The following is a 15,679-nucleotide window of genomic DNA, read 5'->3' as shown; positions in this document are numbered from 1 at the left end:
ACGCACATCAAGGGATGCATTCCTGTCCCGGCCTGCCTATCCTTGGAGATTGATCTTTTCCGCACAGGAGCACCCATGCGAACCCAGGTTGCCATCATCGGCGCCGGCCCCTCGGGCCTCTTGCTCGGCCAGTTGCTGCACAAGGCCGGCATCGACGCCATCATCGTCGAACGCCAGAGCGGTGACTACGTGCTGGGCCGCATCCGCGCGGGCGTTCTGGAACAGGTCACCATGGACCTGCTGGACGAGGCCGGGGTCGGCGCACGCATGCACCGGGAAGGCCTGGTGCACGGCGGCTTCGACATGCTCTTCAAGGGCCAGCGCCACCGCATCGACCTGAACCGCCTCACCGGCGGCAAGAACGTCATGGTCTACGGCCAGACCGAGGTCACCCACGACCTGATGGACGCGCGCGCCGCCGCCGGCCTGACCACCATCTACAAGGCCGCCAACGTGCAGGTGCACGACTTCGACACGAAAAAACCCCGTGTCAGCTACGAAAAAGACGGCCAGACGCACGAGATCCAGTGCGACTTCATTGCCGGCTGCGACGGTTTCCACGGCGTGTGCCGGGCCAGCGCACCGCGCAGCGCCATCCGTGAATACGAAAAAGTCTACAACTTCGGCTGGCTGGGCATGCTCTCGGAGACGCCGCCGGTTCACCACGAGCTGATCTACGCCAACAGCGAACGCGGTTTTGCCCTGTGCTCACAGCGCAGCCACACGCGCAGCCGTTATTACCTGCAGGTGCCCTTGACCGACAGGGTGGAACAGTGGTCCGACGAGGCTTTCTGGAACGAGCTGAAACTGCGCCTGGACCCCAGGGCGCGCGAACACCTGGTCACCGGTCCCAGCATCGAGAAAAGCATCGCCCCGCTGCGCAGCTTCGTGACCGAGCCGCTGCGTTTCGGCCGCATGTTCCTGGCCGGTGACGCCGGCCACATCGTGCCGCCCACGGGCGCCAAGGGCCTGAACCTGGCCGCCACCGACGTGAAGTACCTCTGCAACGGCCTGGTCGAGTACTACCAGGACAAGTCGCAGGCCGGTATTGACCGCTACTCGGAGCTCGCTCTCAAACGCATCTGGCGCGCCGAGCGTTTCTCCTGGTGGTTCACCAGCCTCATGCACCGACTGCCCGAAAACGGCGAGATCGGTCAGAAGCTGCAGGAAGCCGAACTGGACTACATCATCCACTCCGAAGCCGGCGCGCGCTCGGTGGCCGAGAACTATGTGGGCCTGCCGCTGGATTTCGGCGGCTGAGCGGGGCACGGCCGGCCCGGGGCCTCAGCTCCCGGGCGTGTTCGTCTTGAAGGTGTTGCGCCCGCTGGCCTTGGCGCGGTACATGGCCGCGTCCGCATGGCGCAGCAGCTCACCGAGCTCCGTGCCGTCGTGCGGGTAGCGGCTGACGCCGATGCTCGCCGTGACCTGCAACACCTTGTCGTCGAACACATAGTCGAGCGCCAGCGCACCGAGCATCTTGTGGGCGATGGCGGCCGCGTCCTCGGAACGCTCCTCGCTTTCGACCAGGATCACGAACTCGTCGCCCCCCAGGCGCGCCACCAGATCGCCCTCGCGCAGGCACAGACGCAGCCGCAAAGCCACCTCGCGCAGCAGCATGTCCCCCAGCCGGTGGCCATGCCTGTCGTTCACCGCCTTGAAGTCGTCGAGGTCGACAAAAAACAGCAGGAATACGCCGTTCTTGCGCTGCGCGCGGTGTTGTGTGCGGTTGAGGGCGTCCATGAACATGGCCCGGTTGGGCAAACCGGTCAATTCATCGTGGAAGGCCCGGTGGTGCAGTTCCTGCTGCGCCCGCTTGCGCTCGTCAATGTTGGTCAGCGTGCTCAGCACGCAGTCGGCCCCCGCGAAATCGATGCGCTGGCAGGACAGCAGTGCCCAGAAACGCCCGCCGCTGCTGTCCTGCAGTTCGACCTCGTGGTCACGTACGCTGCCGGTCTGCCAGATGGCAGCAAGCAGTTGCGTACGCTCCTGGGGCCGCACATAAAAATCGTCCACCTTGCAGGCGCCCATCGCCTGCGCATCGATCCGGAACTGGGCCAGCGCGCGTTCATTGGCATAGGCGAGAACGGCATCCTTGCGGCGCATGATCATGATGGGCAGGGGCGCCAGCTGGAGCATGCCGCGCAGCTGGGTTTCGCTGTCCAGCAGAGCACGCTGGAAATTCGCGTTCTGCCGCAGGAGCCGGCGTGAAAACAGGTAGGCCGCCACCAGCAGCACCGACACCACCGCGAACATCAGCCCCTGCAGCGCGAAGCGGGTCTTGCGCGCCGCGCCCGCCAGGGTGGATGAGAACGCATCCTCCAGCGGCGTGAGCACGCTGTCGATCTCTTCGAGCTGCTGCAGGTAGGCGCGGGTGACGGCGGGGCTCATCGTCCCGGACTGCACGCTGGCCTGGATCCGGCCACCCAGGGCGATCAGTTGATCGAGACGCGCATCGGCCTCGGTCCAGATCGCGATGGCCCGGTCGATGTCGGGCGCCTGCCGGTAGACCCGGAACAGATGGATCATGCCCGCGATGTCTTCCGGGTGATTGCCCCCTTGCAGAAAGCCCTGCCGGGCCATGGCCAGGTCGGGGGCGGGTTTCTCCAGCTCAAGCCGCGCCTGCCGGTCGCCCAGCATCACGGCCAGTTCGGATTCGTAGCGCTGAAAATCGCTGAGCTGATGATCCAGGGTGTAGCGCAGCAAGGCATGCACGGCCTGCTTCTGCGCCTTGGACCACATGCCCTCGCCACCCACATAGGCCCGGCCCACCGACATCAGGCTGATGCTGTAGCTGGACAAGAGCAGCAACAGGATGACCACCCCGACGAACACCCAGACAATGGCAATCAGACCACGCGCCTGGTCAGCGCGTGCCGCGTGGGAATTCGTCGCAGACAAATCGATCTTCAAGATCTCACCACCCTGAGGGCTTTATGGTCACCCGTGGCCTGCCAGCGTAGCAAAGAATGTCCGGTCTTCCAAGCCCTTCCGGCTCCGTGGTGCTTGCCCCGGCGCACGGCTCCCTCATTACACTGCCCCTATGACACAGACGAAAAAGCCCCTCGCCGGCACCCGCGTGCTCAGCCTGGCCCTGAACCTGCCCGGTCCCGCCGCCCTCATGCGCCTGCAGGCGCTGGGCGCGCGCTGCAGCAAGCTCGAACCGCCCGCAGGCGACCCCATGCAGGCCTACCGCCCCGAGGCCTATGCCGCCTTGCACACCGGGGTGCGCGTGCTGCCGACCGACCTGAAAAGCGAAACCGGACGCCAAGCCCTGCAGCGTGAACTGGCCCGCACCGACGTGCTGTTGACCTCCTTCCGCCCCTCGGCGCTCAAGCGACTGGGGCTGGACTGGCCCGCCCTGCACCGGCAACATCCAGCCCTGAATCTCGTGGCCATCGTCGGCGCGCCCGGCCCTGCTGCGGAAATCCCGGGGCATGACCTGACCTATATGGCCGAACAGAACTTGATCAAGGGCCTGGCCCTGCCCCCTTCCTTGTTTGCAGACATGGGCGGCGCCCTGCTGGCTTGCGAGGCCGTGCTGCTGGCCCTGAGGTTGCGCCAGCAAAAAGGCAGCGGCACGCGGCATGAAGTGGCCCTGTCGGAGGCTGCGGCCTGGCTGGGCCTGCCGCGCCGCTGGGGCCTGACCACACCCAAGAGCGCCGTGGGGGGTGGCCATGCGGGTTACCGCGTGTATGCCTGCAAGGACGGGCGTGTGGCCGTGGCGGCCCTGGAGCCGCATTTCGCGCAGGCCCTTTGTGCGGCGGCCGGCTTGAAACCGGCATCGATGATGGCGCCGGCCATGCACCAGGCTCTGGAACACTGGTTTGCGCAACAGAGCCGGCGCACGCTGGACGCGCTGGCGCTGCGGCTGGACCTGCCGCTGCACACCCTCAGGAAATAAGACTCAGCGCGGCTTGCGCGCAGGCTTGGCCTTGGCGCTGCCGGTCTCGCGCGGCGGCAGGCCGGTGTGCCGGGTCAGGATGAGGCCCTTGACCGGGGTGTTCACGGCCGGCTTGGCGGCCGAAGGCGTGGAGTTCTTGCGCCGCGCGCTCTGGTAGCTGCCGTCGGTCATCGGCTGGAAGGTCGGGATCAGGTGCTGCTTGCCGTTGCCGATCAGGTCGGCGCGGCCCAGGGTCTTGAGCGCTTCGCGCAGCAGCGGCCAGTTGTTGGGGTCGTGGTAGCGCAGGAAGGCCTTGTGCAGGCGCCGGCGCCTGTCGCCGCGCACGATGTCGACCTTCTCGCCCCGCTCGTCGCGGTGGATGCCCTTGAGCGGGTTCAGGCCGCTGTGGTACATGGCCGTGGCCGTGGCCATGGGGCTGGGGTAGAAGGTCTGCACCTGGTCGGCGCGAAAACCGTTCTTCTTGAGCCACAGCGCGAGGTTCATCATGTCCTCGTCGCTGGTGCCCGGGTGGGCGGCGATGAAGTAGGGAATCAGGTACTGCTTCTTGCCGGCTTCCGCGCTGAACTTCTCGAACATCTGCCTGAACTTGTCATAGCTGCCGATGCCGGGTTTCATCATTTTGGACAGCGGGCCGCCCTCGGTGTGCTCGGGCGCGATCTTCAGGTAACCGCCCACGTGGTGCTGCACCAGCTCCTTCACGTACTCGGGCGACTTCACGGCCAGGTCGTAGCGCAGGCCCGAGCCGATCAGGATCTTCTTCACGCCCTTGAGCGCGCGGGCGCGCCGGTACATGTGGATCAGCGCGCTGTGGTCGGTGTTGAGGTTCTGGCAGATGCCGGGGTAGACGCAGCTGGGCTTGCGGCAGGCGGCCTCGATCTCGGGTGACTTGCAGCCGATGCGGTACATGTTCGCCGTGGGGCCGCCCAGGTCGGAGATGACGCCCGTGAAGCCCGTGACCTTGTCGCGGATGTCCTCGATCTCCTGGATCACCGAGTCTTCCGAGCGGCTCTGGATGATGCGGCCCTCATGCTCGGTGATCGAGCAGAAGGTGCAGCCGCCGAAGCAGCCGCGCATGATGTTCACGCTGAAGCGGATCATCTCCCAGGCCGGGATCTTGGTGGCGCCGTCATGGCTGCCATGCTCATCCGCATAGGCCGGGTGCGGACTGCGCGCGTAGGTCAGGCCGAAGACATAGTCCATCTCGGTCGTGGTCAGCGGGATGGGCGGCGGGTTGATCCAGACGTCGCGCGCCGTCGTGCCTTCCCCGTGCGCCTGCACCAGGGCCCGCGCATTGCCGGGGTTGGTCTCCAGGTGCAGCACGCGGTTGGCGTGGGCATAAAGCACCGGGTCGGACTTGACCTGCTCGAAGCTGGGCAGGCGGATCACGCTGCGGTCACGCGGCAGGCGCTTGATGCTGCCTTTGCCCCGCAGCGCCGGGTTGTCGAAGAAGATGACCGGCGACTGCGTCGCCAAGGATGGCGCCGCTACCGCGTCAGCCGATGACCGCCATGACTTTTCCGTCATTCCGTCATCAAGGCCGCGCAGCGGCGAGGTCATTTTGTCCTCTTTCGAACAGCTCTGCCCCTGCGCCGCCGCCTGCTCGGAGGTGGTCTGGTAGGGATTGATGTGTTCTTCGATGTGGCCCGGGGTGTCGACCTCGCTCGAATCGATCTCGAACCAGCCCTCGGGGCTCTCGCGCCGCACAAAGGCCGTGCCGCGCACATCGGTGATCTGCTGCACGGGTTCGCGCGCGGCGATGCGGTGCGCCACCTCGACCAGGGCCCGTTCTGCATTGCCGTAGAGCAGCAGGTCGCACTTGCTGTCCACCACGACGGAGCGGCGCACCTTGTCGCTCCAGTAGTCGTAGTGCGCGATGCGGCGCAGCGAACCTTCGATGCCACCCAGCACGATGGGCACCTCGGGGTAGGCCTCGCGGCAGCGCTGACTGTAGACGATGGCCGCGCGATCGGGCCGTTTGCCGCCCACGTCACCCGGGGTGTAGGCGTCGTCGCTGCGGATCTTGCGGTCCGCCGTGTAGCGGTTGATCATGGAATCCATGTTCCCGGCCGTCACGCCCCAGAACAGATTGGGCTGGCCCAGCACCTTGAAGGGATCGGCACTCTGCCAGTCGGGCTGGGCGATGATGCCCACGCGGAAACCCTGGGCCTCGAGCACCCGCCCGATCACGGCCATGCCGAAACTCGGGTGGTCCACATAGGCGTCGCCCGTGACCAGGATGATGTCGCAGCTGTCCCAGCCCAGCTGATCCATCTCCCTGCGGCTCATGGGCAGGAAGGGGGCCGTGCCAAAGCGCGCGGCCCAGTACTTGCGGTAGCTGGTCAGCGGTTTGGCGGCGCGCGGAAAGAGAGAGACGTCGACGGGAGCGTTCATGGGGAGGGCAGGCAGCCCTGAAGTGTACGTTTTCGGCAATACCAGCGGGGCACCGGGGGGATCACTCCCAGGGGGCTTGCGCTGTTTGCCCCGGCCCGAAGCCCGTGGTCCCTTTCGCTTGCCCCCGGCAACGCATATCCGCGAAGACAACTTGTTCTGCTCCGTGCAGCAGACATGGGACACGGTCAAGGACACCCGCTCGGCCCAGCACACCACATGCCGCGGCTCTTCTGGAAAGATCTCTTTGCGTGTCTTCTTGTGCAGCAGCTCAAAGCCAAGAGGCGTATGGTTCCTGTCCAACACCATGCCTGCCACCGTCGTACTTCATCCATCGGGAAGCCATGCGTCTTGCAGAACCTCTATAGGCAACGCAGTTGCCGGTATTCGTGGCACTGTCCTTTGTGTTCCTCGGCTCGCGGATCACGACCCATGCGCCCTTTGCCCGCTCGGTCGCCCGTACGCAGAACTGCACTGCACTCGCCTCGCCATGGTCAACTTGGCCGGGGGCCACACGCCGAGGATAGGCTGGGCGCAGAATAAATGAAGGGTCCTTGCCGCATTCGCGGCAAGGACCCGCACCACGCTAAGCGCCGTTCAGTACGGCTTGGTCAAAGTCGGACCGGAACCCGTGGCGGCCGCAGAATTGGAAGACAGGGGACCGGAGCCGACGGTGTTTTGATCGAAACCGCCACCAAAGCTCTGGCTCCCCGATCCGCTGCTCCAGCTTTGCGAACCGAAGCCGCCAGCCATGCTGCTGGCACTGCCCGTACCGGCGCCGGAGCCCATGCCGGTTCCGCTCCCTAAGCCGATAACCTCCTGTCGTTCATCACGCTTGGCCTCATCGGAAGCCACAGCAGCGCCGGCAAACAATGCGGCGCATGCCGCTGTCAACATTACGCGTCTGACGTTCATTTCAATCTCCTTGTCATTGAGAGTATGGCCGAATTGCGGGAAAAGTCCATTCATTTCCCATGCACTTGGACGATAACGATGTCACTTGGGTTACGGATTTCAGTAGCTGAAGTTCAGGCCCAGTGACACGATGTGATTGGCGTAGGCCGTCCCCGCAACGTTCGAGTCGTTGTGCCGATAGGCGTAGCCACCGTTGAGATACCAGTTCTTGGCCAGCCGCTGCGTCACCTCGGCGAACGCGGTCTGTGCGGTGGTATCGAAACGCGGGTCGGTGCTGAAGTCGCGCTTGGCGTGGCTGTAGCCCAAATTGACAAAGGTATCCTGGAGCGGCAGGTATCCAAAGTTCACGCCATAGGTTTTACCGGTATAGCTGAAGGCGCGAAGATTGGCTTTGTTGTCCTCGTAATCCGCGACGGCCTTGACCCAAAGCGTGCGGCTCAGCTGGCGCTTGATTTCAAGGGTGGTGCCGAAACCGGTGGAATCGCGCGCATCCTGCCGGGTGTCGCGGATGAAGCCGCGGCCCGTGAGCTGGCCAGACCAAGCGGGGGAAAGCTGTTTGTACAGTCCGGCGCTTGCCATCACCATGGAATTGTCGAGGTTGTCGAAGCGGTTGTAGGCGGTGGTAAGCGCGCCGACCTGGCCGATGAAATAACTGGTTTTCGCAGGGTCAAGCGGCGTGTAGTACACGGCAGAGGCATTCAGCGTCCGATAGGTATCGCTTTGCTGATTCGCCTTGTCGGGCGAACCGTTGACATTGGTTTCGTATGTCTGTTTGGCGCCCGCGTTCAAGGTGATGTCGGCATGCGCCATGACGGCGAGAGTCAGTCCTCCGGTCAGAACTGCTGCATTGGTTAGGGTGGCAAGCGGGTTGAATCGCATGGTAGGTCCTTTCTTCGATTGTGGTGCAAACAACATTTCTAAAGACGACAGCAGCGCCGATCTTGCACCGCTGTCGCATTGGATGATTCAGTAACGACCCCTGCCTCCGGGAATTCGGATGGCGGGAGGGAGGTATCCGGGTTAGCGACCCATGGGGGTGCCGCCTGCGCCCCCCATGCCGCCGCCTGCGCCCGTGCCGCCGTCCATGCCGCCTGCGCCCATTCCAGCACCCATTCCGGAACCAGCCCCCATTCCGTTACCTGCACCAAAACGGGTGGCTTGGCTGCCGGTACCCGTGCCCGTGCCAGTTTGGGCAGTATTGCTGGTGCCCGTACCGGTACCGCTACGGGTAGCTTCGCTGCCGGTACCCGTGCCTGTGCCAGTTTGGGCAGTATTGCTGGCGCCCGTACCGGTACCGCTACGGGTAGCTTGGCTGCCGGTACCGGTACCCGTGCCCGTGCCAATTTCACTTGCGCTGCGTGCATAAGCTTGAGCGGCCGGCATGCCATTCACAACCCGCGCCTCAAAGGTATTGAGCGCTTTGTGCGTGGCCGCGGCTGAATAGCCTGCGTCAATAGCGTGATCTGCGACCGCGACCACTTTGTCGGCGGGAATACCCGCCTGGACCTGCGCGCGGATTTCGGCCCCGACGAGGAGCAGGTCACCGGCGCTGTAACGGTGTTCGACCGCGCTACGTACAACTTCGAACGCCTGATCGACAGGCACGCCGGCCGCCACCAACTGACTCAGGACGGTGTGGGCAGCCTTTTGCGCATCCGCCGCCACGGCGGGGGCGCGGTCCAGCTGAGCATGCGCTTCCCGCTCGGTCGCGGCAGCAGCGTTTGCACTCAGCAAGGCGGTCAGCAGCGTGGCTGCAATTGCAGAAGAAAAGTTTTTAACCATGATGAACACTCCTTGCCAGTTTGGCGGTTGATTTCAACTAACCCACTTCATACAGTGAACAGCGGACACGTTTCTGTGTGCTGTTGTCTTGTGAGACGAAAGTGAGCGTTCCGTGGTTACAGTATTTCGAAACGATCGAGCCACAGCCTGCGTGGTCATCGAGAAGCTGGCCCGGCATGCTCCGATGGTGCCGCAACGCCTTGTTCGTCATGCTGGTGAAGATGGATGGTGCTGCCACGGCCGAGGAGACCCTGCGCGACTGCGAACAAGCCTTCAGCCCGCTGGATGAGGCTTTGCGCCAGACCTAGACCTACGACCCGGGCAAGGAGATGGCTTTGCACAAGAAGCTGGCCCAAAATACCGGGCTGAAGGTCTACTTCGCCGACCCGCACAGCCATGGCAGCGCTGGATCCCTGAGGGCATTGGAATCCCGTCGTTCCAAAAACGGCAGCGGCGCCGATCTTGCACCGCTGTCGCACTTGATGATTTAGTAGCCGCCCCTGCCTCCCGGGAAGCCGCCGCCCATGCCACCAGGTGCGCCTCCGCCGGGAAAGCCACCCCCACCCCCTGGAGGCTGGCCAAAATTGGGGAATGCAGGCGTGGTGAACGGGGCATCCGCCTGGCCGCCGAACTGGCGGCGCATGTCCGAAATGACGTCGGCGGGCGCAACGCCCTGGCGCAACTGGTCCAGCACATTGCGCTGCAGGGCCTGAATCTGTGCCGATGTGTAGCCGGCTCGCAGGCTGGCCATCGGCAGTTCCAGTGCCTGCGCCGGCGCGGCCTTGTGCAGGAGCAGCAATTCGGTCAGATTGGCGGCGGCGATCAGGCGACCGGCATCGGCTGTCGCCTTGCCACCTTTCGCGGCGGAGGCATCCAGCTTCGCCAGCACATCCTTCGCGCCGTAACGCTGCCGCAAACCGGCGCCCAGGCCGACCAGCGCTTCGCGTTCGCCCGCCTTGCCGTAGCCGAGGCCGCGTTCTTCCATGGCTCGCACGGCCGCGTCAGCTTCCCTCAGCGCGCTGCGCCACTGGGCCGACACGACCAGGATCGTCTCGGCCGGGATCTTCTTGGCCATGCCTTCCAGCATCTTGTCACGCATCGGCGCGACGGGCAGGCCGTCCCGGCTGGCCTCGGCGAGTTGCCGGACGAAGGCATCGATACCGGCCGCAGAATATTGGTGCGTAGTCGCCAGGCGCATGACCGCCTGCAAGTCCTGTTCGCCCACGCCGGCTTTCAGGGCTTCCTCCAGGTTGGCGCCCAAGGCCTGGCGTTGGGCCGGCGCACCCGAGACCCGGGAAACGGCCTGCTCCAGCAATGGGGGAAGCTCGGCGCGAACGGCGGTCGCCAGCAGGATGCCGAACAGCAGAAGAGAGATGCGATGTGTCATGTCGGTTCGTCTCATAGGATGGTGACGACCGCGTTTTGCCTGCCGAAATCGTCGCTCACATGCTGTTCGGCGCGGGGATCGGTGACCCAGCGCTGGCCATCGACCAGGAATGCGTACTGATAGCGCCCGCTCGGCAAGGGAATGGCCACGCTCCACGTACCATTTTCCGCAGGCTTCAACCTGACCTCGGACGTGCTGCCCCAACCGTTGAAATCGCCGACCAGCGCCACGCTGCCGGCTTGCGGGGCATACAGACTGAAACGCAGCGTGTTACTTTCGCCCAGGGGCGCATGCGCAGCCGGGATGAGGGATGAAGGCAAAGCCGCTTGCGACAAAGCGTCGCCCGCCGGTGGCAGCGACAGAGGCGCAAGCACGACGAACAGCGTCGACGCCGCCAGCGCGGCGCCCGCGAATTCCCAACCCAGCAGGGGGCGACGCTCCATCCACGATCGCAGGCGAGCCAAGGCGCTTGGCCTTGGGGGCCTGATCTCCGCCATCACCCTGGCCGCCAGGCCGGCGGGCGCGGCAAGCCGCGGCAAGCGCTCCAGCGCACTCAGAGCCGCGCCGGTGGCGTGCAGTTCCGCGCGCTCGGCCTCGTCCAGGCGGGCAAGAAAGACGGCCTCCTCGGTCGGGTTCATTTCCCCGTCCAGGTAGCGCTGCCAGGCAGTATCGTATTGCAGTGCATTCATCACGACTCTCCGTGCAGTTTCCTGAACATCAGGCGGGCGCGGAACGTCCTCACCTTGACATTCTCCACCGTATCGCCAAGCAGCGAGGCAATCTCCTCGTTGCTGTATTCTTCCAGATGCTTCAATATCAAAACTTCCCTGTAATGCGCGGGCATGCGGTCGAGGATCTGCTGGACCCCTTCATGCAATTGCGCCTGCTCGGCTCGACAGTCTGGTCTTATTGCGTCGGGCGCGGCCAGGACCTCGGCATGGTCCGTCCAATCCTCGCACAGCGGGTCGCCACTGCGGCTGCGCCGCATGTCACGCGCCTTGTTGAGCGCAATTTGGCACAGCCAAGTGGAAAACGCGCTCCTGCCGCCAAACATGGCGAGCTTCTGATACGCGGCAAGAAAAGTTTCCTGACTGAGATCCTGGCTCGCCTCGTAATTGCCGAGAAACCGATACAACACGTTGAACACCTTCTGCTGATGGCGCCGAACCAGTATTTCGTACACCTCCGACCGCCCCGCCAAACAGGCGTTGATCAGCGCTTCGTCGGATTCCATGCATCACGCCTCATATGGCAACCTTTTCTGGTTCATTTTGCTTACTGAGACGAAAGCCGCACCCCAAAAGTTACGTTTTTCGGAAACCGGACGGCCTACGGCAGGACAACGACATTGTTCTCGCCGGAAAACCCGTCAGAAACGACAGGCTGTGCGGGATCGACCTGCCTGTAGGCGCCGTCCACCCAGTAGATGTATTCGATGCGGTGCACGGTCGCGGGGAATGCCAGCCTGACCCGCCAACGGCCGGCTTCGTCCGGCCCGGCCAGCGGTGTTGCCCCGCTTTGCCACTGATTGAAATCACCGAGAATTTCGACCGATTTGGCTCGGGGCGCGTGCAGGGTGAAAGTCGTCTCACGCATTCCAGTTTCAGCGGCGCAGGCCCATGAACCGACCAGTCCAAGCGCACAGGCGAAGCACCATCGTCGAGCGGAAAAAACAAGAAATGGGATACCGCTCATGACGTTCCTGCGTCCCTCTTTCGCATGGCAACCGCACCTATTCGTCATACATAACGAGGTCGTGAAAAACTTTGACCCACACACCTCACCACGTCATTGCTCCTCGTACGGATGAAATGTCGGGGGATGGGCGCTCATGCCCCCAGTGAGTGGGCAGCACATTCGTCCCTGCGGACCTGATGTCAGTTCAGGGCAGCAGGACTGCCTTGAAATCTATCCGCCAGCAATAAAGTTGGCATTCATCATAGCATCCAGGGCTTGTTCGCCTTGATTTTCACGTCCGAACAGGCCCAGCTTGGCAGCCCCGCCCCGTGGGCGCAGAATGATTCCACGCCATTCGACTCGACCACCGCCCCATGCCCACTTTCGACACCCTCGCCAGCTTCTGGACCCTCCCCATGATCAAGACCAATGTGCTGGTCTTCCTCAACCTGCTCGGCGCCCTGCTGCTGGGCCTGCTGGTGGGCTACGAACGCGCCTACCACGGCCGCGCGGCCGGCATGCGCACCTACGGCCTGGTCTGCATGGCCTCGGCCGCGCTCACCGTCATCGGCGGCTACTCATCCTCCTGGTTCGGCGGCAACTTCCTGCTCGGCACGGCCACCGACACCAGTCGCGTCATCCAGGGCATCGTCACCGGCATCGGCTTTCTCTGCGCGGGCGTCATCATGCGCGAGGGCTTCAACATCAGCGGCCTGACCACGGCCGCCTCCCTGTGGTCGGCCTCGGTCATCGGCATCCTGGTCGGCGTGGGGTTTTACGGTGCGGCCATGGCCCTGGCCGGCCTCTCGGCCTTCTCCATGATGTGGATCTCCCGCCTCGAAACCTGGTTGCCCTCACGCCAGGCCGTGGCCATCACCCTGTGTTTCAAGCCCGGCTTCAAACCCAGCGAGGCCGCCTTGCAGCAGATGGCCAGCAAGCGTGGTTACGACATCGCCTCCGGCACCATCTCGATCGAGTGCCGGGACGACATCCTGGAGTGGTCCTTCGTGGCCGTGGCGCGCAACCGCCAGCGCATGGTGCCCATTGCCGAGCTGGCCAATGAAATCACCCGCTTCGACGGGGTCAACAACTTCCAGCTCAATTACGCGCGGAATTGAAGCGGCTCCCTGCGGCTCAGGGCCGGCCCGCGCCGGCCACCGCGACCTCCATGGCGTGGATGGTGCCGCCGCGCAACTCGCGCGACTGTTCCGGCGTCACCATCACCTTGCCCGAGAGGATGTAGAGGGTGCGTCGCTGCGCCCCGCCCAGCATGCAGGCCACGGGCTGGCCGGGCATGGGCAGGCGGTGGGTCACCTCCCCGCCCTCGCGCACACGCAGCACCTCGCGGCTGGCGGGTGAGGCCAGCCAGACAGCCCCCTCGGCGTCCAGGCAGATGCCGTCCGGGCTGACGACGCAGCCATTGGGAAACATCAGCTCCTCGGCCACCACGCGGGCGCGGCCATCGGGCTCCACCAGGATCAGCTTGGGGGTGGCGGGTGTCATGCGAACGATCCTGGGCGTGAGAGGATGACCCGTCAAGCCCGCCGGGGACAGGGCCGCAGGCACGATAATCGAGACATGGATGACACCCCCCGCAGCGTCGAACGGGCGCACCCCAAATCCCTGACGGATCTTTTCATTTCCTTCTCCGTGCTGGCCCTGCAGGGCTTCGGCGGCGTGCTGGCCATCGCCCAGCGCGAACTGGTCGAGCGCAAGCGCTGGTTCACGAACGAGGAGTTCGTGGAGGAATGGTCCGTGGCGCAGATCATGCCCGGCCCCAACATCGTCAACCTGGCCATCATGATCGGCGGGCGCTACTTCGGCGTGCGCGGTGTGCTGGCGGCACTGGCCGGCATGTTCACGGCCCCCTTGATCGTGGTGCTGTCGATTGCGCTGCTCTACGCCCAGTACGCCAGCCATCCGGGTGTCATCGGCGCCCTGCGCGGCATGGGCGCCGTGGCGGCGGGCCTGGTGGTGGCCACCGGCCTGCGGCTGGCGTCCTCGCTCAAGAGCAGTGTCATGGGCGTGGCCCTCAATGGCGTGCTGGGCCTGCTGGGTTTCGTGGCCGTGGCCCTGCTGCGCTGGCCGCTGGTGTATGTGCTGCTGGGCCTGGGCGGCGCGGCCTGCGTGCTGGCCTACCGCAAGCTGGACAAGGAGGCGCCCGTATGACCCCGCTGCTGGAACTCGGCTGGGGCGACTGGCTCCAGCTCTTCACGCATTTCATGACGCTTTCCTTGCTGTCCGTGGGCGGCGGCATCACCACGGCGCCCGACATGCACCGTTTCCTCGTGGACCAGCAGGGCTGGCTCACCGACAGGCAATACACCTCCTCCGTCGCCATCGCCCAGTCCGCGCCCGGGCCCAACATCCTCTTCGTGGCGCTGCTGGGCTGGCATGTCGGCCTGAACACCGGCAGCCTCGCGCAGGCCCTGCTCGGCGTGGGGGTCACCATGGTGGGCATCATGCTGCCCAGCTCCATCCTGGTCTACGTCACCTCGCGCTGGAGCCATGAGAACCGCGAGCTGCGCGCGGTGCGCGCCTTCAAGCTGGGCATGGCCCCCATCGTGATCGCCCTGCTGATCGCCACCGGCTGGATCCTGGCCCGGGCCCATGGCGACCCGGCGCGCGACTGGCCCCTGTGGCTGATCACCGCCGTGACCGCCCTGATCGTCTGGCGCACCCGCCTGCACCTGCTGTGGCTGCTGGGCATGGGCGGCCTGCTGGGCTGGTTCGGCCTGGTCTAGGAGCCCGGATGCCCACGCTCAACCTCATCGGCGGCGGGCGTGTCGGCAAGACGCTGGGCCGCCTGTGGCAGACACAGGGCGTCCTGCAAGTACAGGACGTGCTGACCACCTCGCCCGCCAGCGCGCAGGCTGCGGTGGATTTCATCGGCGCCGGTCGACCCGCCAACTCCGTGCAGACCCTGCGGCCTGCCGACTGCTGGCTGATCGCCGTGCCCGACCGGCAGATCGCCGCCAGCGCGCAGGCCCTGGCCCGTGCCGGCCGGCCACCGTCCATCGCCTTCCACGCCAGCGGTGCGCTGGCCGCCGCTGAACTCGCGCCCCTCCAGGCCGCGGGCTGGCAGATCGCCAGCGCGCACTGCATCCTGAGCTTTGCCACGCCGGCCACGGCCGTGCAGCAGTTCCCCGGCACCTCCTGCGCCCTCGAAGGCGATGCCGCCGCGCTTGCCGCTTTGCAGCCACTCTTCAGCGCCATTGGCGCGCACTGTTTCACCCTGCCCTCGGCCGACAAGCTGCGTTACCACGCGGGTGCCGTCTTCGCCACCAACTTCCTGCCCGTGCTGCAGGCCACGGCCGAAGCACTGTGGCTGAACAGCGGCGTGCCGCCCGAGCTGCTGCCGCAGCTGCGCAGCACACTCTTGCGCAACGCCGTGGACAACCTGCTGGCCCTGGGGCCGGCCGGTGCGCTGACCGGTCCGGCCGCGCGCGGTGACACGGCCCTGGTGCAGCGCCAGGGCCAGGCCGTGGCGGCCTGGGACGCACAGGCCGGCGCCGCGTACACCGCGCTCAGTGAGCTGGCCGCCCGGCTGGCGCGCGAGGGTCGGCTCTGACCGTCATCGCGGCAGGCCCGGCTGCGTTATTCTTCCTGTCACCCTCATCGCTGCGCCC

General features: G+C 65.2%; 16 protein-coding genes and 1 pseudogene. 7 read left to right on the top strand and 10 right to left on the bottom strand.

All coding sequences use genetic code 11. The features are described from left to right. Positions 1–75: 75 nt before the first annotated feature. Positions 76–1,260: a 4-hydroxybenzoate 3-monooxygenase gene (pobA, locus tag ACYVH8_RS02805; protein ID WP_460487354.1), complete on the top strand. Its 1,185-nt coding sequence runs from the start codon at positions 76–78 to the stop codon at positions 1,258–1,260. 24 nt (positions 1,261–1,284) lie between these two features. Here pobA and ACYVH8_RS02800 read toward each other — a convergent pair whose 3' ends face one another. Continuing rightward, a complete protein-coding gene (locus ACYVH8_RS02800) occupies positions 1,285–2,898 on the bottom strand; it encodes a diguanylate cyclase domain-containing protein (protein ID WP_460487353.1) in 1,614 nt (537 codons plus the stop codon). 142 nt (positions 2,899–3,040) lie between these two features. Between ACYVH8_RS02800 and ACYVH8_RS02795 the strand changes: the two genes are divergently transcribed. Further along, on the top strand, positions 3,041–3,901 hold the full coding sequence (locus ACYVH8_RS02795; protein WP_460487352.1) for a CoA transferase: 861 nt from the start codon (positions 3,041–3,043) through the stop codon (positions 3,899–3,901). Between the two features lie 3 nt (positions 3,902–3,904). Here ACYVH8_RS02795 and ACYVH8_RS02790 read toward each other — a convergent pair whose 3' ends face one another. The 4 genes from ACYVH8_RS02790 to ACYVH8_RS02775 form a co-directional block, all read right to left on the bottom strand. Then, positions 3,905–6,292, bottom strand: a complete 2,388-nt coding sequence (locus tag ACYVH8_RS02790; protein WP_460487351.1) for a YgiQ family radical SAM protein — start codon at positions 6,290–6,292, stop codon at positions 3,905–3,907. 594 nt (positions 6,293–6,886) lie between these two features. Next, a complete protein-coding gene (locus ACYVH8_RS02785; RefSeq protein ID WP_460487350.1) occupies positions 6,887–7,258 on the bottom strand; it encodes a hypothetical protein in 372 nt (123 codons plus the stop codon). Between the two features lie 45 nt (positions 7,259–7,303). Further along, positions 7,304–8,083, bottom strand: a complete 780-nt coding sequence (locus tag ACYVH8_RS02780) for a DUF2860 family protein (protein ID WP_460487349.1) — start codon at positions 8,081–8,083, stop codon at positions 7,304–7,306. A 141-nt stretch (positions 8,084–8,224) separates the two neighbouring features. Continuing rightward, positions 8,225–8,986, bottom strand: coding sequence for a hypothetical protein (locus ACYVH8_RS02775; RefSeq protein WP_460487348.1), 762 nt, complete (start codon positions 8,984–8,986; stop codon positions 8,225–8,227). Positions 8,987–9,174: 188 nt separating this feature from the next. Here ACYVH8_RS02775 and ACYVH8_RS02770 point away from each other — a divergent pair. Continuing rightward, a pseudogene (locus ACYVH8_RS02770) lies at positions 9,175–9,410 on the top strand (IS30 family transposase); the annotation flags it as partial. Between the two features lie 63 nt (positions 9,411–9,473). Here the strand turns inward: ACYVH8_RS02770 and ACYVH8_RS02765 are convergent. The 4 genes from ACYVH8_RS02765 to ACYVH8_RS02750 form a co-directional block, all read right to left on the bottom strand. Beyond that, positions 9,474–10,373 carry a hypothetical protein gene (locus ACYVH8_RS02765; protein ID WP_460487387.1) on the bottom strand — a complete coding sequence of 300 codons (900 nt, stop codon included), beginning with the start codon at positions 10,371–10,373 and terminating at the stop codon, positions 9,474–9,476. Between the two features lie 11 nt (positions 10,374–10,384). After that, positions 10,385–11,062 carry a hypothetical protein gene (locus ACYVH8_RS02760; RefSeq protein WP_460487347.1) on the bottom strand — a complete coding sequence of 226 codons (678 nt, stop codon included), beginning with the start codon at positions 11,060–11,062 and terminating at the stop codon, positions 10,385–10,387. Beyond that, positions 11,062–11,607 (bottom strand): RNA polymerase sigma factor, encoded by a 546-nt coding sequence (locus tag ACYVH8_RS02755; RefSeq protein WP_460487346.1) that lies wholly within the window; start codon positions 11,605–11,607, stop codon positions 11,062–11,064. The genes ACYVH8_RS02760 and ACYVH8_RS02755 overlap by 1 nt, the downstream gene beginning before the upstream one ends. Before the next feature lie 95 nt (positions 11,608–11,702). Further along, the gene (locus ACYVH8_RS02750; protein WP_460487345.1) at positions 11,703–12,068 is read right to left on the bottom strand and encodes a glycogen-binding domain-containing protein; all 366 of its coding nucleotides are present in this window, start codon (positions 12,066–12,068) and stop codon (positions 11,703–11,705) included. 356 nt (positions 12,069–12,424) lie between these two features. Between ACYVH8_RS02750 and ACYVH8_RS02745 the strand changes: the two genes are divergently transcribed. Further along, the gene (locus tag ACYVH8_RS02745; protein WP_460487344.1) at positions 12,425–13,168 is read left to right on the top strand and encodes an MgtC/SapB family protein; all 744 of its coding nucleotides are present in this window, start codon (positions 12,425–12,427) and stop codon (positions 13,166–13,168) included. Positions 13,169–13,184: 16 nt separating this feature from the next. Here the strand turns inward: ACYVH8_RS02745 and ACYVH8_RS02740 are convergent, their stop codons facing one another. Beyond that, on the bottom strand, positions 13,185–13,553 hold the full coding sequence (locus tag ACYVH8_RS02740) for an SMP-30/gluconolactonase/LRE family protein (RefSeq protein ID WP_460487343.1): 369 nt from the start codon (positions 13,551–13,553) through the stop codon (positions 13,185–13,187). Positions 13,554–13,628: 75 nt separating this feature from the next. Between ACYVH8_RS02740 and ACYVH8_RS02735 the strand changes: the two genes are divergently transcribed. From ACYVH8_RS02735 to ACYVH8_RS02725, 3 genes are read left to right on the top strand one after another with little or no spacing between them, the layout of a single operon-like run. Continuing rightward, positions 13,629–14,219 carry a chromate transporter gene (locus ACYVH8_RS02735; protein ID WP_460487342.1) on the top strand — a complete coding sequence of 197 codons (591 nt, stop codon included), beginning with the start codon at positions 13,629–13,631 and terminating at the stop codon, positions 14,217–14,219. Next, complete coding sequence (locus ACYVH8_RS02730; RefSeq protein ID WP_460487341.1) at positions 14,216–14,794, top strand: chromate transporter; 579 nt, start codon at positions 14,216–14,218, stop codon at positions 14,792–14,794. Before ACYVH8_RS02735 ends, ACYVH8_RS02730 begins: the two co-directional genes overlap by 4 nt. Before the next feature lie 8 nt (positions 14,795–14,802). Then, the gene (locus ACYVH8_RS02725; RefSeq protein ID WP_460487340.1) at positions 14,803–15,621 is read left to right on the top strand and encodes a Rossmann-like and DUF2520 domain-containing protein; all 819 of its coding nucleotides are present in this window, start codon (positions 14,803–14,805) and stop codon (positions 15,619–15,621) included. Positions 15,622–15,679: the final 58 nt, after the last annotated feature.

Source organism: Curvibacter fontanus, from assembly GCF_054780335.1.
The sequence above is the reverse complement of the archived record's forward strand: the minus strand, read 5'-3'. Positions and strand labels throughout refer to the sequence as shown.